The organism is Streptomyces sp. NPDC040622, from assembly GCF_055593965.1.
This window is the reverse complement of record NZ_JBVIXD010000015.1, coordinates 62,489-78,193: the sequence shown is the minus strand read 5'-3', so window position 1 is coordinate 78,193 and position 15,705 is coordinate 62,489. Positions and strand designations below refer to the sequence as shown.

The following is a 15,705-nucleotide window of genomic DNA, read 5'->3' as shown; positions in this document are numbered from 1 at the left end:
AGGACGGCCGACTTACCCGGAGGTTCACCTCATGCGTGTGTTCGTCACCGGCGCGTCCGGCTGGATCGGTTCGGCGCTCGTCCCGGAGCTCATCGGCGCCGGGCACCAGGTCGTCGGGCTCGCCCGCTCGGACGCCTCGGCCGCCGCCCTCACCGAGGCCGGTGCCGAGGTGCGCCGCGGCTCCCTCGACGACCTCGACACCCTGCGCGGCGCGGCCGGCGACGCCGACGGTGTCATCCACCTCGCCTTCAAGCACGACATCGCGTTCAGTGGTGGCTTCGACGAGGCCGCCGACGCGGACCGGCGTGCCATCGATGCGTTCGGCGAGGCGTTCGCCGGCTCCGATCGCCCGTTCCTCATCGCCTCGGGCGTGCTCGGCCTTGCGCCGGGGCGGGTCGCGACCGAACGGGACGGCCAGGATCCCGCCCCTGACGGCGCGACCGGCCCGGCCCGACGGATCTCCAATGCCCAGGCGACCGTCGCGCTCGCCGACCGTGGCGTCCGTTCGTCCGTCGTGCGGCTCCCGCCGACCGTGCACGGCGACGGGGACCACGGCTTCCTGGCCACGGTGGTCGCCACCGCCCGCGAGAAGGGCGTCTCCGGCTACCTCGGCGACGGCGCCAACCGCTGGCCCGCCGTGCACCGCACGGATGCCGTGCGCCTCTTCCGCCTGGCACTCGAAGGTGCCCCGGCCGGCTCGACGCTGCACGCGGTCGCCGAAGAAGGCGTGCCGATCCGCGAGGTCGCGGAGGCGGTCGGACGTCACCTGGGCGTGCCCGTGGCAGCGGTGTCCCCCGACGAGGCGGCCGCGCACTTCAGTTGGATGGCCGGCCTGATCGGCATCGACGGACCGTCGTCCAGCACGGCGACCCGTGAACTGTTGGGGTGGCAGCCGACCGGGCCCGGGCTGATCGAGGACCTCGACCAGGGGCACTACTTCGGCGACGCGGTCGCGGCGGATGCGCACGGCGTCTGACAGGGCGCGTTGCGATGGGCGAGGCCGGGGGCTTGTCCGATGGGCGGCGGTGCCAGTGCCGCGAGGGTTCTTTCCGCTGTCGCTCCATCGCCACATCGAGTGGTCGCCGGGCAGTCCCGATGACTGTCGGCCACAGATGCTGTCGGCCACAGATATCGATCGGCCGCAGATTTCCACGGACATAGGGTGACCTCCACGACGAGCCGATGGGGTGCCATGCAGATCACCGTGCAGTGGATCCGCACGTCCTGGACGAAGGAGTCCCGGGGAGGGGAGGCTGCCGGGCTGCGTAATGCCGCCCCTGTCGGATTTGCTCTGCCCCGGACCGACGTCGACACCGCACATGTGGTCCGCATGCATGAACGGGACGGCTTTGAGGCGTACGACAGCTGGAAGGACCTGAGCAAGGTGGATGTCCAGCTGCGTGAGGCTGACGGACGGCTGCGGGTGCAGCCCCGAGTGCAGCCTCTGTTCGGCCTGCCGCCCCGGCCCCGACGCCCTCCGGCAGTGCGTCTCGCCCCCGGTCAGTGGGTGCGCTGGCAGTTGAACTACCGCTTCAGCAGCGCGGCAGGGATGCAGGACTGGTCGTACTGGCTCGACACGTTCAACATCGCCTACGGACCGGTGGACGCCGATGTGTTCCAGTCGGCGCCCACCGTGTTCGTCGATGAGCGGGGACCGTTGCGGTAGCCCTCTCAAGGGCTGTCCGCACGGCCAGTTGACGTGGCTGGGGAGGGATGCGAGCTCAGTCCGTCACCGTTCGCGCGTTCTGGTCCACCACCAGCCTGTGGCGGCCTACTCGATGGTGTTGGGCTCGGTCAAGGTTCGGCGCTCGAATTCCTCGTCGATGCGGGTGATCAGGCGGCCCAAGCCCCCTCTGGCTCATGGAGGAAGGTGCCGCATCGTGCTCGCCAGGTCGTCGTCGGCACTTCCACCTCCATTCCGGGCGAACAGATCTGGGAGGCGTTCAGGCAGCGCTCCGACTGTTGAACGCCCGCGCGAGGCGCGAGAGCGCGGTGGCGCCCGCGTCGGGCCACATCTCCCGGTCCTCGACCCGGCGGATCGTTGCACGCGTCCGCGCGGAGACGCCGGGGACGCGCAGGACCGGACCCCGCCGTAGCGCCCGCCACCGCTCTGTGCGGACGGCCTCGGGGCGCCTGCGCGGCATCGCCCTTTCGGATCACCATGAGGCCGTTCTGCCGCGGTTGACCGTCTGGCGGAGGAGGCCTTACGGGCGGCAACGCCGCAGCTCGGGAGCCGGTCTGCCGGTCACGAGTTCGTCCGCGATGAGCCGTCCGGCGGTGGGGGCCAACGTGATGGCGGAGTGCATGACCGCCACGTAGACGGACCGGTCGTGGGTCGCGTACCCGATCACCGGGCCGTGCGCGGGCATGGGACGGTCGGCGGTGCTGTGGCCCAGGAGGCGGCACTGGGTGCTTCCCTCGAAGGCCGTCCGCAGGTTCCGGAACGCGGACCGCGCAGCCCGCTCATGCGCTGCTGCCCCGCCTCCAGCCTGCGGTACGACCAACAGCAGTTCGCCGTCCCGTACCTCTCGGACCTCGAAATCATCGCGGGCCACGATGGTCCTGACCAGGCCGGGAGGCGCCGCGACCCGCGCGAGGGTGGCCGGGGACGCTGTGATCGCCAGGTCGGCCGACAGTGGCTCGCAGAGCCTCGGGACGTCGGTTCCGGCCGTGAGTACGACGGTGGTGGTTTCGTGCGGTCCGGCCGATGTCACCACTCCTGCGACACGACCGTTGGTCAGTCGCAAGGAGGTGGCCGCGGTGTCGTGGAGCACGGTCGCCCCGTGGGCCATGGCGGCGGCCACGAGTGCGTGGGCCAATGCCGTCGGGTCGACGCCCGCGTCGCTCGGGGTGTGGACGGCCCGGTCGGGCGGGTGCCGGAGGTGGGGTTCCAGGCTCGCGATGTCATCTCGTCCGACGAGGAACTGGCCCGGACCCGGCCGTGCGGCCTGAGCCGGGGCGTCGGTCCAGGACAGCGAGCCGGTCCGGCGGACGGTGACGCGGGGCAGTTCGCTCTCCAGGCGCCGGTGGTCCGCCAGGACGTACTCGCGGAGGTCCTGTGCTCCGCCGGGCCAGTGGCGTCCCGCGTCGCCGATCCACGCGAAGGAGTCGCCGGTGACCCCGGCGGCCGGAGCGGGCCCTCGCTCGAGCAGAGTGACGGGGACGCCCCGACGTGCCAGGTGGTAGGCCACTGAGGAGCCGACGATTCCCGCTCCGACGACAACAACGGCTGACATGAGGTCCTTTTCGATACGTCGACGGCCGGGCCGACGTTCGATTCCCGCCCGCCCCCGGAAGAAACCCGGGCCGCGCAGCAGGGCCCCGGAACATACGCCCCGGCACACCTGCAGGCGGCCGCCCATACCGTCAAGCGTGACCGCCTCCTACGCCCCCCCTACCCACCGCCCCCGACGGCAACAGCCGTCCCGATCGGGTCCTGATACACCTGGTCAAGCGCCAGGTACGCACCGCCCCGTGCCGCCGCGCTGAAGCCCAGGGTCGACAGCATGATCTCGCAGCCACCGGCCTCAGGGGCCATGACCCGGGCGGCGAACTCGTCGCGTACGCGGTCGATCAGGTAGTCGCCGAAGTGGGTGAAGTAGCCGCCGAGGACGACGGCTCGCGGGTTGAGCACGTCGGCCAGCAGCGCCAGGCCCAGTGCGAGGCCGTCGGCGATCTGTTCCAGCGCGGCGAGGGTGGCGCCGTCGCCCGAGTCGGCGCGGTGACGCAGCTCCGTCAGCCGTCGCTCCAGGTCGACGGTGAGATCGTGGACCGGGTCGTGCGGTGGCGCCGCCCGGCGCAGGAGGGCCGCCAGGCCGACCATGGTCTCCCAACAGCCGACCCGGCCGCAGACGCAGGGCAACCCGCCCGGATCCAGGGGCATGTGGCCGATCTCGCCCGCGAAGCCGGCCGAACCCTGGAGCAGCCGGCCGTCAGAGATGATGCCGCCGCCGACACCTGTCTCGCCGGTCACGTAGATCAGGTCGTGGATGTCGGCCGACGCGGCGACCAGGTACTCGGCGATGGCGCCCAGCTTGGCATCGTTCTCGAGGCCGATCGGCGGTGCCCCGGGGCCGAGCCGGGCCCGCAGGCCCTCGGCGACGGCGACGTCCTGCCAGTCGATGTTGGGGGCGTAGGAGACCACGCCGCTGCCGGTCTTGATCACGCCGGGTGCCGCGACGGTCACCGCCACAGGGGTCGCACCCCGCGCCCGCAGCGCCGCGCGCGCCTCGCTGATGACCTGTGCCATTCGGTCGAGGACCGTGGCCGGGTCGCTGCCACGGGTGTCCAGCGGGGTACGGTGCCGGGCGGCGACCTCGCCGCGCAGGTCGAGCGCGACCAGGCTCAGATAGGCAACGTTGATCTCGACGCCGATGCCGCAGACGGTGCGGCCGTCGATCTCCACGGTACGGCTGGGGCGGCCGACGGAGCCATGGCGTTCGGCGTCCCCCTCGCGCACCAGACCGCTCTCCATGAGCTCGGCGACCAGGTTGGTGACGGTGGCCTTGGGCAGACCGGTCTCGGCCGCGATCCGGGTGCGGGGCCGTGGCCCGGCGTCGCGCAGGAGGCGCAGCACCAGGCTGAGGTTGGAGCGGCGCAGCGAGGCCCGGTCGCCGGCGCGTGGCGGTCCCGCCCTGCCCAAGTCCCGTACGCCTGCGCCGCGTAGGTCTGCCTTCACCAGGGCCGCTCCTTGGTCCGTGCTGGTCGTCGCGTATCGCGGTGCCCGCCAAATTACGCGCAGGCCGGGCTGTGGGGGAGGCGGGGGCGTGATCGTCCCGTCGCGAGGCGCGGGCGCCCGGCTGCGCATGCCGGCTGCGCGTGCTTGTCGTGAACCTGTTGACGGGCCTTTATTTATTTTGGATCCTAGCCGAACTAATTACGGCTCTGTGGCCGCACGGCGACACGGCCGGGCTGAGCGAACGCCAGGCATTCGGCAAGGGGGCCGCGCACAGATGGACATCAGCACGGGCAGCACGGGGCAGGATCCGCGGCCGCCGCAGCTCGCCCGACGGGCGCGGTATCACCTGCGGTTCCAACTCCGCCCGGGCCGCGACCTCGCGAACCGGGCCCGCGCGCTGGCCAAGGTGTGCGTGGAGAACGGTGTGGGGGAGGTGGTGCTCCTGCTCGGAGCCGAGCAACTGCACACCGAGCACCTCGCCGGCGCGGACGAGGCACGCTGGTTCGCGGCCGCGGGCGAGGCCCGTGACGTGCTGAGCACCGCGGGCCTGGACGTCAGTCTCAACCCTTGGGTCACCGTCGGCCACGCCGACCGAGGCCGCATCGGCACGCTCGGATTCGCGCCCATGGTCTCGCCCACCGGGCAACGGGCCGCGGCCCAGTCCTCCTTCGCCTGCCCCCGATGGCGCCACTGGCTGTACGCGCACTACGGGCTCTTCGCCGAACTGGGCTTCAGGGTGCTGTGGGTCGAGGACGACTTCCGCTTCCACAACCACGCCCCGCTCGGCTGGGGCGGTGGCTTCGAGCCGCTCATGATGGAGCGGCTCACCACCCTCGTCGGCGAGCCGGTCACCCGGAAACAGGTGGTCGCCGCCATCGCCGAGCCCGGCCCGCCCCACCCCTGGCGCGCGCTGCTCCAACAGGTGTGGCGCACGGCCCAACTCGAGGTCGCCGAGGGCCTGGCGGAGACGGTGAGACGGCGCTCCGACGGCCGTTCGAGCCTGGGGCTGATGAGTTCGCTGCCCGCGATGCACTCGGTGGAGGGCCGCGACTGGGAGGCGCTGTTCGCCGCCCTGTCCGTGGGGCGCAAGGTGACGCACCGCCCGCACTTCGCACCGTACTCCGACACCCCCGCGCGCGGCCTCGCCTCCGCGCTCTGGTCCCTGGAGGCGCAGCGCCCGCTGCGCCCGCGCCACGCGGCCTGCGAGCCGGAGATCGAGAACTGGCCGCACACCTCGTGGTCCAAGTCCGACACCCAGACCTGGTCGGAAATGGCGACCGCCCAACTCGCCGGTGCCGACGCGCTGTTGCTGAACCTCCACCCCACCCACGGCGAGCGCGCGGAGAACTTCCCGCGCATCGACCGCCTGCTGCGCCGCTCCCGGCCCGCCCTGGACTGGCTGGCCGCACGGCACACGGACGAGACGGTCCCGCTCGGCGTGGGACTGCCCTGGCGGCAGGACACCGCCGCGCGGCTGCCGACCGAGACGGGCCGGATGCAGGAACTGGTCGCCGATCCCGCCCGCACCGCGGACTTCCTCCTCGGCTACGGAATTCCCGTCACCGCCCAGCCAGGCCCGGTCCAAGCCCTGTTCGGCCGCCTGGTCCTCGCCGTCGACGACGAGGAGATACATGAACTGCTGCGCGGTGGGCTGCTGTTGGACGGCGCGGCCGCGCACGCCCTGACCCGACGAGGATTCACCGACCTCCTGGGCCTGCGAGTGACAGAAGTGGTCGGCCGTGACGACCCCGCGCTGCCCGGGCCGTACGCCGTCGAACAGGTCACGGGCGAGTGCGGAACGGACGCAGACGCAGTCCTGAGCGTCGACGTCCAGCCGTCATTGGCCCGTATCGAACCGCTGGACGGCGCCCAGGTCCTCACCCGAATCCAGACTCCCGACGGCCGCCCGTGGGGCGCGGGCCGATGCCACTTCGTCAACGCCCTGGGCGGACGCGTCGCGGTCCTGCCCGCGACCGCACCGGCCGAACTGGCCCGCAGCGACGAGGGCCGCAGCCTGATCCACCGGACGATCCGTTTCCTGGAGGGCGACCGACCCCACCTGCCTCTGGTGAGCGGCGCGCCACACCTGATTCCTTACGCGACGCGCTCCGGAGACGGTCACCGACTTGCCGTGGCCAACGGCAGCGCGGACCCCGCGCACCCCCGCATCCACCTGCCGGGCGCCCGCGGCAACGTACGGGCCACGCTACTCGCGCCACTGGCCGAGCCGGTCGCGGCCGCCACCGAAACGCCCGCGCCGGAGGCGGACACCCCCGACGCGGCAGGCGCCCTCCTGGAACTCACGACCCCGCTGCCGCACCGCGGCTGGGCGGTCTTCGCATGGTGAACCACCGCCCCGCGGGCGCGCCGCCCGAGGGGTGTCCGGCCCTGAGAGGAGTACCTGTGTCACTCCGTTCCCGAGCAAGCAGCCGTTCCCGCAGCCGTTCCCGCAGTCGTTCCGGCAGCCGTTCCAGGACCAGAGCCTTCGCCGCCTTCGCGGTGGGTGCCACCGTCCTGCTCGGCGCCGCGGCTCCCGCGCCGGCAATCCCCGCACCCGCGGCCCCCGACGCCCCCACCTACCAGGTGGCGGTCGGGCAGAAGGGCCCGTGGACCCACCCCGACGACACACCCGCCGCAACCTACATCGACAAGGACGGCACGTTCCACTACCAGTCCGCACACGCCCTGTACGGCGCGAAGGACCCGCGCAAGTGGACCTTCTACACGGGGAAGGACTTCGACGCGGCCACGCGTGACGCCAAGCTGAGCGACGCGGTCGACCCGGCCAACGCCAAGGACCGCAACAACGACACCACGTGGCGCTGCAACAACAGCCCGACCGGCCGCGAGGCCACCGCGGCCAAGGACACCTCGCACTACGCGCAGAAGAACTACTGCGACCTCATGGGCGTGTGGGTCGACCCGGACACCGGCGACTGGTACGGCCTGGTCCACAACGAGTTCACCCCGCAGCCCTTCGGCGACGGCCTGCACTACGACGCGATCGACTACGCCGTATCCAAGAACCAGGGCAAGACCTGGGACATCAAGGACCACGTCCTCACCTCGCCGTACAGCACGAAGCGAGGCGACGACAAGGCGTTCCCGCACGACACGTACCACTACGGCAACGGTGACGCGCGCCTGTTCGCGGACACTGCGGCCGGCTACTTCTACGTCTACTACAACTCCCGCGTCATCCCGAAGGGCGGCGTACCGGGCGCGTGGACGGACGGCAGCCGGGCTCACGTCGCCCGCGCCCCCATGTCCGGCAAGCTGGCCCCCGGATCCTGGAAGAAGTGGTACGACGGCGCCTGGTCGCAGCCTGGCATCGGCGGCCTGGAAAGCAACATGGAGCCGGTCGACGCCGACAACTCCACCGGCTACACCCCCGTGGAGCACGACTACGACCCGGCCAACGAAGGATCCGTACAAGAGCAGCAAGCCGCCGGTGAACTGCCCGCCAAGTCGGACCTGTTGACCATGAACATCTCCTACGACGCCTACCTGGGCAAGTACATCGGTCAGCCCGAGGCCCTCGTTCAGGACAGCACCCAGCCGCAGCGCTTCTACGCCACCGACGACCTCGCCACCCAGAAGTGGGAGTTGATCGGCGACACCGGCGACTACCGCTCCGGGTCCTGGTACCGCTGGATGCTGGACTCGGTGAACAAGACCGGCTCCACCATCGTCGGCAAGAAGTTCCGCAGCTACTGCTCGTTCTCCTGCTCGGGCGGCGCCGACGGCGAGTACTACGACACCACCATCGAGACCAGCAGCCCGGCCGCGCCCGTCGACACGGGCACCGCGTACAGGATCAGCAGCGGCGCAGGCCTTGTCCTCGCCCAGTCCGCCGACGGCAGCGGCACCACCTCGCGTCCCTCGGGCGAGAACTCCACACGCGGCCAGTGGGTCTTCACCTCCAACTCCGACGGCTCGTACCGCATCGCCAACGCCGCCACTGGCGGGCTCCTGGGCGTCGACTCCACCACCGACGGCGGCCGCGCCTGGGCCGCCAGGCCGAGCGTGAGCGCGGCACCCGCGGCCGGACCCACCGTCGGCCAGCAGTGGTTCGTCGTGCCCGGCCGGGACGCCGGCGGACGGGCCACGGACACCGTGCGCCTGGTCAACCGCTACAGCGGCCTGGTCATCGGTCTGTCGGCCGCCAAGGGCAGGCTCGCCGAGACCACACCGACCCGCGCCTGGACCGACACGACCGGCGGTGGCGTCGGCGGCGGGAGGACCGCGGCCGAGCAGACGCTGAGCCTCAAGCCCGTGAGCTGAGCGACCGTGGCCCCTTCCGCCGGGTTCCGCCGGGTTCCGCCGGGCCGGCCGATTCGGCGGAAGGGGCTCCGAAGGGCACCTGGTGGCATGCCCCGCGATGGCACCATGGCAACATCTGTGGCTGATGCGGCAGTTCGACGTCGCTCAGCAGGTCCGTTGTTGGTGATGAGGAATGGAGTGGCCCATGGGCGCAGGCGATCGGATCGACACCTCGACTGCACATTCGGCGCGCGTGTACGACTACATCCTCGGCGGCAAGGATCACTACCTCGTCGACATCGAGGCGGGCGACGCCATGTGCCAGCACTGGCCCGCGCTGCCCGTGCACATGCTGGAGAACCGGCGGTTCATGCACCGGGCCGGCCACTATCTGGCCAAGGAGCAGGGGATCCGGCAGTTCCTGGACATCGGCACCGGACTGCCCACGGCTCCCAACCTGCACGAGGTGGTGCAGCGGGTGACGCCGGAGGCCCAGGTGGTCTACGTCGACAACGACCCCATCGTCCTGGCCCATGCCCGCGCCCTCCTGCAGGGCACGCCCGAGGGCGCGACGGCCTACGTCGACGCTGACATGCACGACCCGGACGCCATCCTGGACAGCCCGGAGTTCCGTGCGCTGATCGACCTGGACGAACCCGTCGGCCTGATGATCATCGGCATCCTCCATTTCATCCTCCCGCCCGACGACCGCCGCCTGGTGCAGCGCCTGCTGGAACCGCTGCCGACGGGCAGCTTCCTGGCGACGACGATCGGCACCGCCGACTTCGCGCCCGGCGAGGTCGGCCGGGTCGCCGAGGAGTACGCCCAGCAGGGCATGGAAATGGCCCTGCGCGACCTGCCGACCGCCACGTCGTTCTTCGACGGGATGGAACTCGTGGACCCGGGCGTCACCCAGGTGCACAAGTGGCACCCGGGCCCCGAGCAGGAGGGCGTGGACGACCGGGCCATCGCGATGTACGGAGCGGTGGCACGCAAGCTCTGACGGGTCCTCACGTCCGGAGAGAGCTTGTCCGGGCTGAACGCGGCTTCCTGAGAGCGATGCTCTGAGAGCAGTCCCCCTGAGAGCGTTCTCGATCAATTACGCTTATCATCTGGCGTAATTTGATCTTTTGGTGACCTTTCCGGCCGCCGGTCCCTGTGGCCAGGCCGGAGAGGTCCGCCATGAGAAGTGGGGGGACCACATGCGTGACCACATGCGCCACAGAGCGCTCACCACGGCCGCCGTCTGCGCGGCCGCACTCGTCGGTACGACAGGGGTGACGACCGCGGCACCGGCAGCCGGCGAGGCCGTCCGTCCGGCGGGAGACAAGGCCGACTTCAACGGCGACGGCTACCAGGACCTCGCCATCGGGGCCCACACCGCGTCCGTCGGCGGCGTCAAGCGCGCAGGCGTCGTCACCGTCGCGTACGGCTCGTCCACCGGGCTGACGTACGAGACATCGAAGATCCTCGGCCAGGCCGACCCGGGCGTTCCCGGGGAACCCGTCGAGGACGGGAAGTGGCGCGAGGTCAGCGCCGCGGGCGACCTGGACGGCGACGGGTACGACGACCTGGTCGTCCACTGGCTCGAGAAGACCACGGTGTTGTGGGGGAGCAAGGACGGCATCACCGGGGAAGGCGCCGCCCTGCCGTCCGGAAACGCCACCGCACAGTCGCCGAAGCTGCTCGGCGGCGGGCTGGGCGTGGGTGATGTCAACGGCGACGGCGTCGACGACCTCGTCAGCCGCGCCCACAACGGCAGGTCCATCGGAGTCTCCGTCCTGCTCGGCCCGCTGAACCGCGCCACGGGCAAGCCGGCCGCCGTGTGGAACCGTGAGACCGCCGCGCAGGACGACCTTGTCCTCGGCACGCTGTACGTGGGCGACTTGACGGGTGACGGCAAGGCCGACGTCGTGGCCAGCGGAGGGGTCGTCCTGGGCAGCGGGAAGCCGGGCGGTGTGGTCCTGAAGGGATCGGCCGACGGTCTGGTCAAGGGCAGCACGTTCAACGGCCCGTACCAGTACGAGTCCAGCCTGCCCTCGGCGTTCGGAGACCTGAACAAGGACGGCTACCAGGATCTGGTCACCGGCTATCCGGAGCAGAACAAGGTGTACGTGACCTACGGCGGCGCGGACGGCGTCTCCAACAGTGTGAAGTCGCGTACGTACACGCAGGCCAGCGCGGGCGTGCCGGGCATCGACGAAGCGGGCGACCGGTTCGGTTCGGCGGTGGCCGTCGGCGACACCGACCGCGACGGGTACGCGGACCTGGTCGTCGGTGCCTCGTACGAGACCGGCTCGGATGCCGTCACCACCGCGGAGTCGGGCGCGATCACCGTGCTGCGCGGCGGCGCCGACGGCATCACGACCACCGGAGCGGCGACGTTCACGCAGAACTCCCGCGGTGTGCCGAGCACGTCGGAGAAGAGCGATCACTTCGGTGCCTCGGCGGCCGTGGTCGACGCGGGCGAGGGCGGTGCCACGGAGCTGTACGTGGGCGGCAACGGCGAGGACGGCTACAAGGGCCGGGTCTGGAAGCTGACCACCGGGACGTCCGGCGTCACCGGTGAGGGCGCGACCAGCTTCCACCTGGGAACCGTCGGAGGCCCCGCGGGCGGCGGCAACTACGGCTACCGGATGGCTGGTTGAGCTGCTGATCCAGCTCCTGAGAGGGAGTGAGGGGGGCGGGTCCACCGATTGGTGGGCTCGCCCCCCTTTCTGTCTGGGATCCGTATGGGAACTTTCTGTACGGGATATGCATGGGAACCGCGCGCGGCTTGGCCGATCAGGTGATCCCGCGCGGTCGGGCGGGCCATACCCCTACTTCGATTCGACGCGTCCTACCGGATCGGGACCGGTGGTCAGTGCCTCGCGCGCGCTCTGCCAGGTGGGGGCGCCGGGATGGAGCCGGGTGTGGAGGTAGGCGGCGGCGAGCCGGGCGAGGGCGGCGACTCGCTCGGGGCTCTCGTCGGTGGTCTCGGCGGCGTCGTACCCGGCGATCCCGCCGAGTCCGTGCTCCGCGTCGAAGAGGGTGAGCAGGGTCTTGGGCCCAGGGGCGAGGGTGTACGGGTCGGCGTGCCAGTCCGGCCCCATGTCCGTGAAGTGCCGGGAGTCGTCCTTGTCACCGGCGACGACCAGCGTGGGCGTGGTCATGGTGGAGAAGTCGGTGGCCCCGATGATCGGCCACCGCTCGGCCATGGGCCCGTTGAAGACGTCGCCGCCCCGACCGGGCGCGGCGAGCAGGACGCCGGCCTTGATCCGAGGCTCGACGAGGCGCACCACCTTCCCGGTGTCGGGGTCGGTGATCCCGGCGCCCAGGAGGAGGGCGGCGGTGAAGCCGCCGAGCGAGTGCCCGGCGACGGCGACCTTGATGTGGTCCAGCCGTCCGGCCAGCTCCGGCACGGTGCTCTCGATCACGTCGAGCCGGTCGAGGATGTGGGACATGTCCTCGGCGCGGGAGCGCCAGAAGTCGGGCGCTCCGGGGGTGTCGGCGACCACGTCGGCCAGTGTCTTGGAGGTGAGGTGCGTGGGCTGGATGACGACGAACCCGCGTGCCGCCCAGAAGTCGGCGAGCGGCGCGTAGCCGTGCAGTGAGGAGAGGTTGTTCGAGGGGCCGTGGCCGTGGGAGAGGAGGATGACGGGAAGGCTTGTTCCGGTCACGGGTGCGCTGACGCGTACCTGGAGGTCCACGGGACGTCCGGGAACGGAGAGGACTACGGGGCTGAAGGACAGGACCGGGACGGGCGCGCCCAAGGCGTCGGTGGTGGCGGCGATGGTGGTGGATGTGCTCACGGTGGATTCCCTTTCGGTGGTACCTGCGCCCGCAGGTCTCCTGATGCGGTCCTGATGCGGCCTCATGCGTTCCTGATGCAGGGGCGCGGGCGAGGGGCGCGGGCAATGGGCAGGCGGACGGGAGCGGCACGTTTCGGCTAAGCTGAAACGGAACGTTGCTCCATTTAGTATCCGGAGCAGCGCTTCGTTTTGTCAATCAGTGCAGTGACCGGTGCAGTGACCGGTGCAGTGGCAGGTGACGTGGCCGGTGCCGGGGACCGTCGCAGTTGTGGGTGCAGTAATCGGTGCAGCAACCGGTCTGTCGGCCGGTGGAGAAGGAGTACGTGATGGTCGCCGAAGACCGTGCAGGGGAGTCGCCGTCCCGAAGCAAGCGGGTCGACGCCCAGCGGAACCGGCAGACGGTGCTGACCGCCGCCGCCGCGGTGTTCGCCACCTCCGGCGTGGACGCGCCGATCCGCCGGATCGCGGCTCAGGCAGGCGTCGGGATGGCGACGATCTACCGTCACTTCCCGACCCGGGCGGATCTCGTCACCGCCGTCTACCGCCACCAGATCGAGGAGTGCGCCGAGGCCGGGCCGCGCCTGCTGGCCGACGCCGACTCACCGTTCGACGCGCTGCGCCAATGGATCGACCATTTCGTCGACTTCCTGGTCACCAAGCACGGACTCGCCGACGCGATGCAGTCCGACAGTGACCGCTTCGCCGCGCTGCACACGTACTTCCTCGACCGCCTGCTGCCCGTCTGCGACCAACTGCTCGACGCCGCGCTCGAGGCCGGGGACATCAGGCCCGGCACGCAGTCCTACGAGCTGATGCGCGGCATCGGCAACCTCTGCATCGGACGCGACAACGACCCCCGCTACGACCCCCGGCGCCTCATCGCCCTCCTCCTCCAGGGCCTGCGGCAACCTCGCGCGTCCTGAAGCAGGTCACGGCAGAGGGCTCCCGGCGAGGGCGGAACAGGACCGCTCCCTGCCCCGTCCGCCGCGCGACCGCCCCTGCACGACCCGAAGCGGCTCAGTCCATCGAGGGGCCTACGAGCGGGGCTCTGCCGCTGCCCCCGAGCCTTCGCCTCGGGAACATAGTGCTGCTGTGGAAACAGCGTGACCGTGCTTGGCGGCGGCTGCCCGCGCGGCTTGCTCGATGGCCGCGCAGAGGCCTGGGTCGCTCTGCGGGGCCGGGTGTCCGGCTGCTGTCCCGGTCGAACCGTCGAGTTGTTCGCGCAGGATGTCGGCGTGCCCTGCATGCCGAGTGGTCTCGGTGAGTATGTGGAGCAGGACGCTGAACAGTTTGACGTCGGGGCGTGGCCACCAGGGCACGTGGCCGGGGGAGTCGAGGGCGAGGGCGGCGATCGTCGCGTCCGAGTGCTGCCACACGCGGCGGTAGCGGTCGATGATTTCCGCACGTGTTTCGTGCTCGGTCGCCCACAGGTCGGCTCCGTGCTCCGAGGGATCGTCCCACCGGGGCAGGGGCTCGGGGAACGGGCGGTCGAAGGCTTCGCCGAAGTACCGGGCCTCCCAGAGCGACAGATGCTTGATGAGGCCGAGAAGATTGGTGCCTGTGGGCGTCAGGGGGCGGCGGATGTCGTACTCGCCGAGCCCGTCGAGCTTCCAGAGCATTGCCTCGCGGACACTTCGCAGGTCGCTCCGCAGACGCTCTTTCGCGAAATCATCGATCACAGGGCGCGAGCCTGTCACGTACGGCCGTCGGCCGACAAGAGGCTCTGATTGACGGCTACTTACCTGTGCCAGTACCTACCTGTACCAGTCATCCTCCTCGTCCGTCCGGGATCGGCTGACGTAGTCCCGCAGGTTCCGGGCGAGCCGCCGTCGGCTGTCGTTCTCGTGGTCCCACACGCGGACCCGCCTGATCAGTTTCAGGCAGCTCGACTGACGTCCAGCCGTTCGGACGACGGCTCGTATCCAGCTGCCCTGTAGGCGGCGACGGCGGCAGCGTTCGAGGTCGGGGTGCTGACGAGTGCGCTTGACGCACCCAGTTCACGCAGCACCGCCGAGGCGGCGACGCTGATCGCCGTCCCGTAGCCGCGACCGCGATGGTCGGCGTGCACGCCCATCGGCTCCAGCAGGCCGGGCTTGCCGGGCCCGGCCGACCAGACCGTTGCCGCGGCCACCGCGTTGTCCTGGTCGTCGTAGCCGATCAGGCAGCGGGCGTCGGCATAGACCGGACCGGCCGCGAGCACGTGCCAAGTCTCCTCGGTGAATGCCGCGCTGCTGAACGCCGAGCGATGCACTGCGGTCCGTACCCCCGCCGTCTCCGGACCGGCCACCTCGATCCGCAGGCCGGATTCCTTCACCGGCTCGGCGAGGTCGTGGCGCAGCGGCGTCCACGGCTCGTCCGGAATCCAGCCCACCTCCAAGAGGACCTCGCGGAGCAGGGCGCCGTTGGGGATTTCGAGGCTGACCTTCCCGGGCGGCAGGACCCCGCGCTCCGGATCATCGAGGTCCGCCAGCAGCTGACGCGCCAGATCGCCGTCCTGACGCAGATCCGGCGCGGTCGTCATGCGCAGCACATCAGGGTCGTCCAGGTATCCGACGGCAATGATCCGTCCGTCCATGCTCCAGGTGCGGACGGCCGCGGCCAGCTTCTCGGCACCCAGCGCCCAGGCCCAGCCGAGGTCTCCCGGATGGAGTTGCAGCGGCGTGCGGTCGTCCTGCCATTCGCGGAGGGCATCCAGGACCCCGGTCAGTCCGTCGACGCCGGGCTTGTTCAGAACGATCGTCATGTCTCGGATCTCACACCATCGCGGCGACCGGCCGCACCTGGTTTTGCCCAGCCAGTCGGTTCGAGAGGACATGCCGCAGCCCGGGGTCGGTGATGTGCCCGAGAGGGGTGGGGCGGAGCGGGACGCCGCGGTCCGGTGGACGGGCTCGTCCAGCTGCGTTGCTGGTTCGAACGGTTGAGGCCCCGACCGCAGTCGGATGCGCCGGCTGCCGGCCACCGGAAGTCCGTCAG

12 protein-coding genes are annotated in these 15,705 nt (G+C 70.8%); 7 read left to right on the top strand and 5 right to left on the bottom strand.

All coding sequences use genetic code 11. The features are described 5' to 3' along the window. Positions 1 to 31: 31 nt before the first annotated feature. On the top strand, positions 32 to 976 hold the full coding sequence (locus ACZ592_RS35025; protein ID WP_471585751.1) for an SDR family oxidoreductase: 945 nt from the start codon (positions 32 to 34) through the stop codon (positions 974 to 976). Positions 977 to 1,192: 216 nt separating this feature from the next. Continuing rightward, positions 1,193 to 1,666, top strand: coding sequence for a hypothetical protein (locus ACZ592_RS35020; protein ID WP_471585750.1), 474 nt, complete (start codon positions 1,193 to 1,195; stop codon positions 1,664 to 1,666). Positions 1,667 to 2,204: 538 nt separating this feature from the next. Here ACZ592_RS35020 and ACZ592_RS35015 read toward each other — a convergent pair. Together ACZ592_RS35015 and ACZ592_RS35010 are read right to left on the bottom strand one after the other, a co-directional pair. Continuing rightward, positions 2,205 to 3,236 (bottom strand): NAD(P)/FAD-dependent oxidoreductase, encoded by a 1,032-nt coding sequence (locus ACZ592_RS35015; RefSeq protein ID WP_471585749.1) that lies wholly within the window; start codon positions 3,234 to 3,236, stop codon positions 2,205 to 2,207. A gap of 158 nt (positions 3,237 to 3,394) precedes the next feature. Continuing rightward, on the bottom strand, positions 3,395 to 4,678 hold the full coding sequence (locus tag ACZ592_RS35010) for an ROK family transcriptional regulator (RefSeq protein ID WP_471585748.1): 1,284 nt from the start codon (positions 4,676 to 4,678) through the stop codon (positions 3,395 to 3,397). Positions 4,679 to 4,952: 274 nt separating this feature from the next. Here ACZ592_RS35010 and ACZ592_RS35005 point away from each other — a divergent pair, with 274 nt between their 5' ends. From ACZ592_RS35005 to ACZ592_RS34990, 4 genes are all read left to right on the top strand, one after another. Next, the gene (locus tag ACZ592_RS35005) at positions 4,953 to 7,025 is read left to right on the top strand and encodes a hypothetical protein (protein WP_471585747.1); all 2,073 of its coding nucleotides are present in this window, start codon (positions 4,953 to 4,955) and stop codon (positions 7,023 to 7,025) included. 56 nt (positions 7,026 to 7,081) lie between these two features. Next, complete coding sequence (locus ACZ592_RS35000; protein WP_471585746.1) at positions 7,082 to 8,962, top strand: RICIN domain-containing protein; 1,881 nt, start codon at positions 7,082 to 7,084, stop codon at positions 8,960 to 8,962. A 184-nt stretch (positions 8,963 to 9,146) separates the two neighbouring features. Continuing rightward, positions 9,147 to 9,944, top strand: a complete 798-nt coding sequence (locus tag ACZ592_RS34995; RefSeq protein WP_471585745.1) for an SAM-dependent methyltransferase — start codon at positions 9,147 to 9,149, stop codon at positions 9,942 to 9,944. Positions 9,945 to 10,143: 199 nt separating this feature from the next. Then, positions 10,144 to 11,589: an FG-GAP-like repeat-containing protein gene (locus ACZ592_RS34990; RefSeq protein WP_471585744.1), complete on the top strand. Its 1,446-nt coding sequence runs from the start codon at positions 10,144 to 10,146 to the stop codon at positions 11,587 to 11,589. Positions 11,590 to 11,760: 171 nt separating this feature from the next. Here ACZ592_RS34990 and ACZ592_RS34985 read toward each other — a convergent pair whose 3' ends face one another. Next, on the bottom strand, positions 11,761 to 12,732 hold the full coding sequence (locus tag ACZ592_RS34985; RefSeq protein WP_471585743.1) for an alpha/beta hydrolase family protein: 972 nt from the start codon (positions 12,730 to 12,732) through the stop codon (positions 11,761 to 11,763). A 326-nt stretch (positions 12,733 to 13,058) separates the two neighbouring features. On the opposite strand from ACZ592_RS34985, the gene ACZ592_RS34980 reads away from it, so the two are divergent. Continuing rightward, positions 13,059 to 13,655, top strand: coding sequence for a TetR/AcrR family transcriptional regulator (locus ACZ592_RS34980; RefSeq protein ID WP_471585742.1), 597 nt, complete (start codon positions 13,059 to 13,061; stop codon positions 13,653 to 13,655). A gap of 111 nt (positions 13,656 to 13,766) precedes the next feature. Here the strand turns inward: ACZ592_RS34980 and ACZ592_RS34975 are convergent, their stop codons facing one another. Both ACZ592_RS34975 and ACZ592_RS34970 read right to left on the bottom strand, forming a co-directional pair. After that, positions 13,767 to 14,411, bottom strand: coding sequence for a DinB family protein (locus ACZ592_RS34975; RefSeq protein WP_471585741.1), 645 nt, complete (start codon positions 14,409 to 14,411; stop codon positions 13,767 to 13,769). A gap of 197 nt (positions 14,412 to 14,608) precedes the next feature. Then, positions 14,609 to 15,475, bottom strand: coding sequence for a GNAT family N-acetyltransferase (locus tag ACZ592_RS34970; RefSeq protein ID WP_471585740.1), 867 nt, complete (start codon positions 15,473 to 15,475; stop codon positions 14,609 to 14,611). Positions 15,476 to 15,705 lie beyond the last annotated feature (230 nt).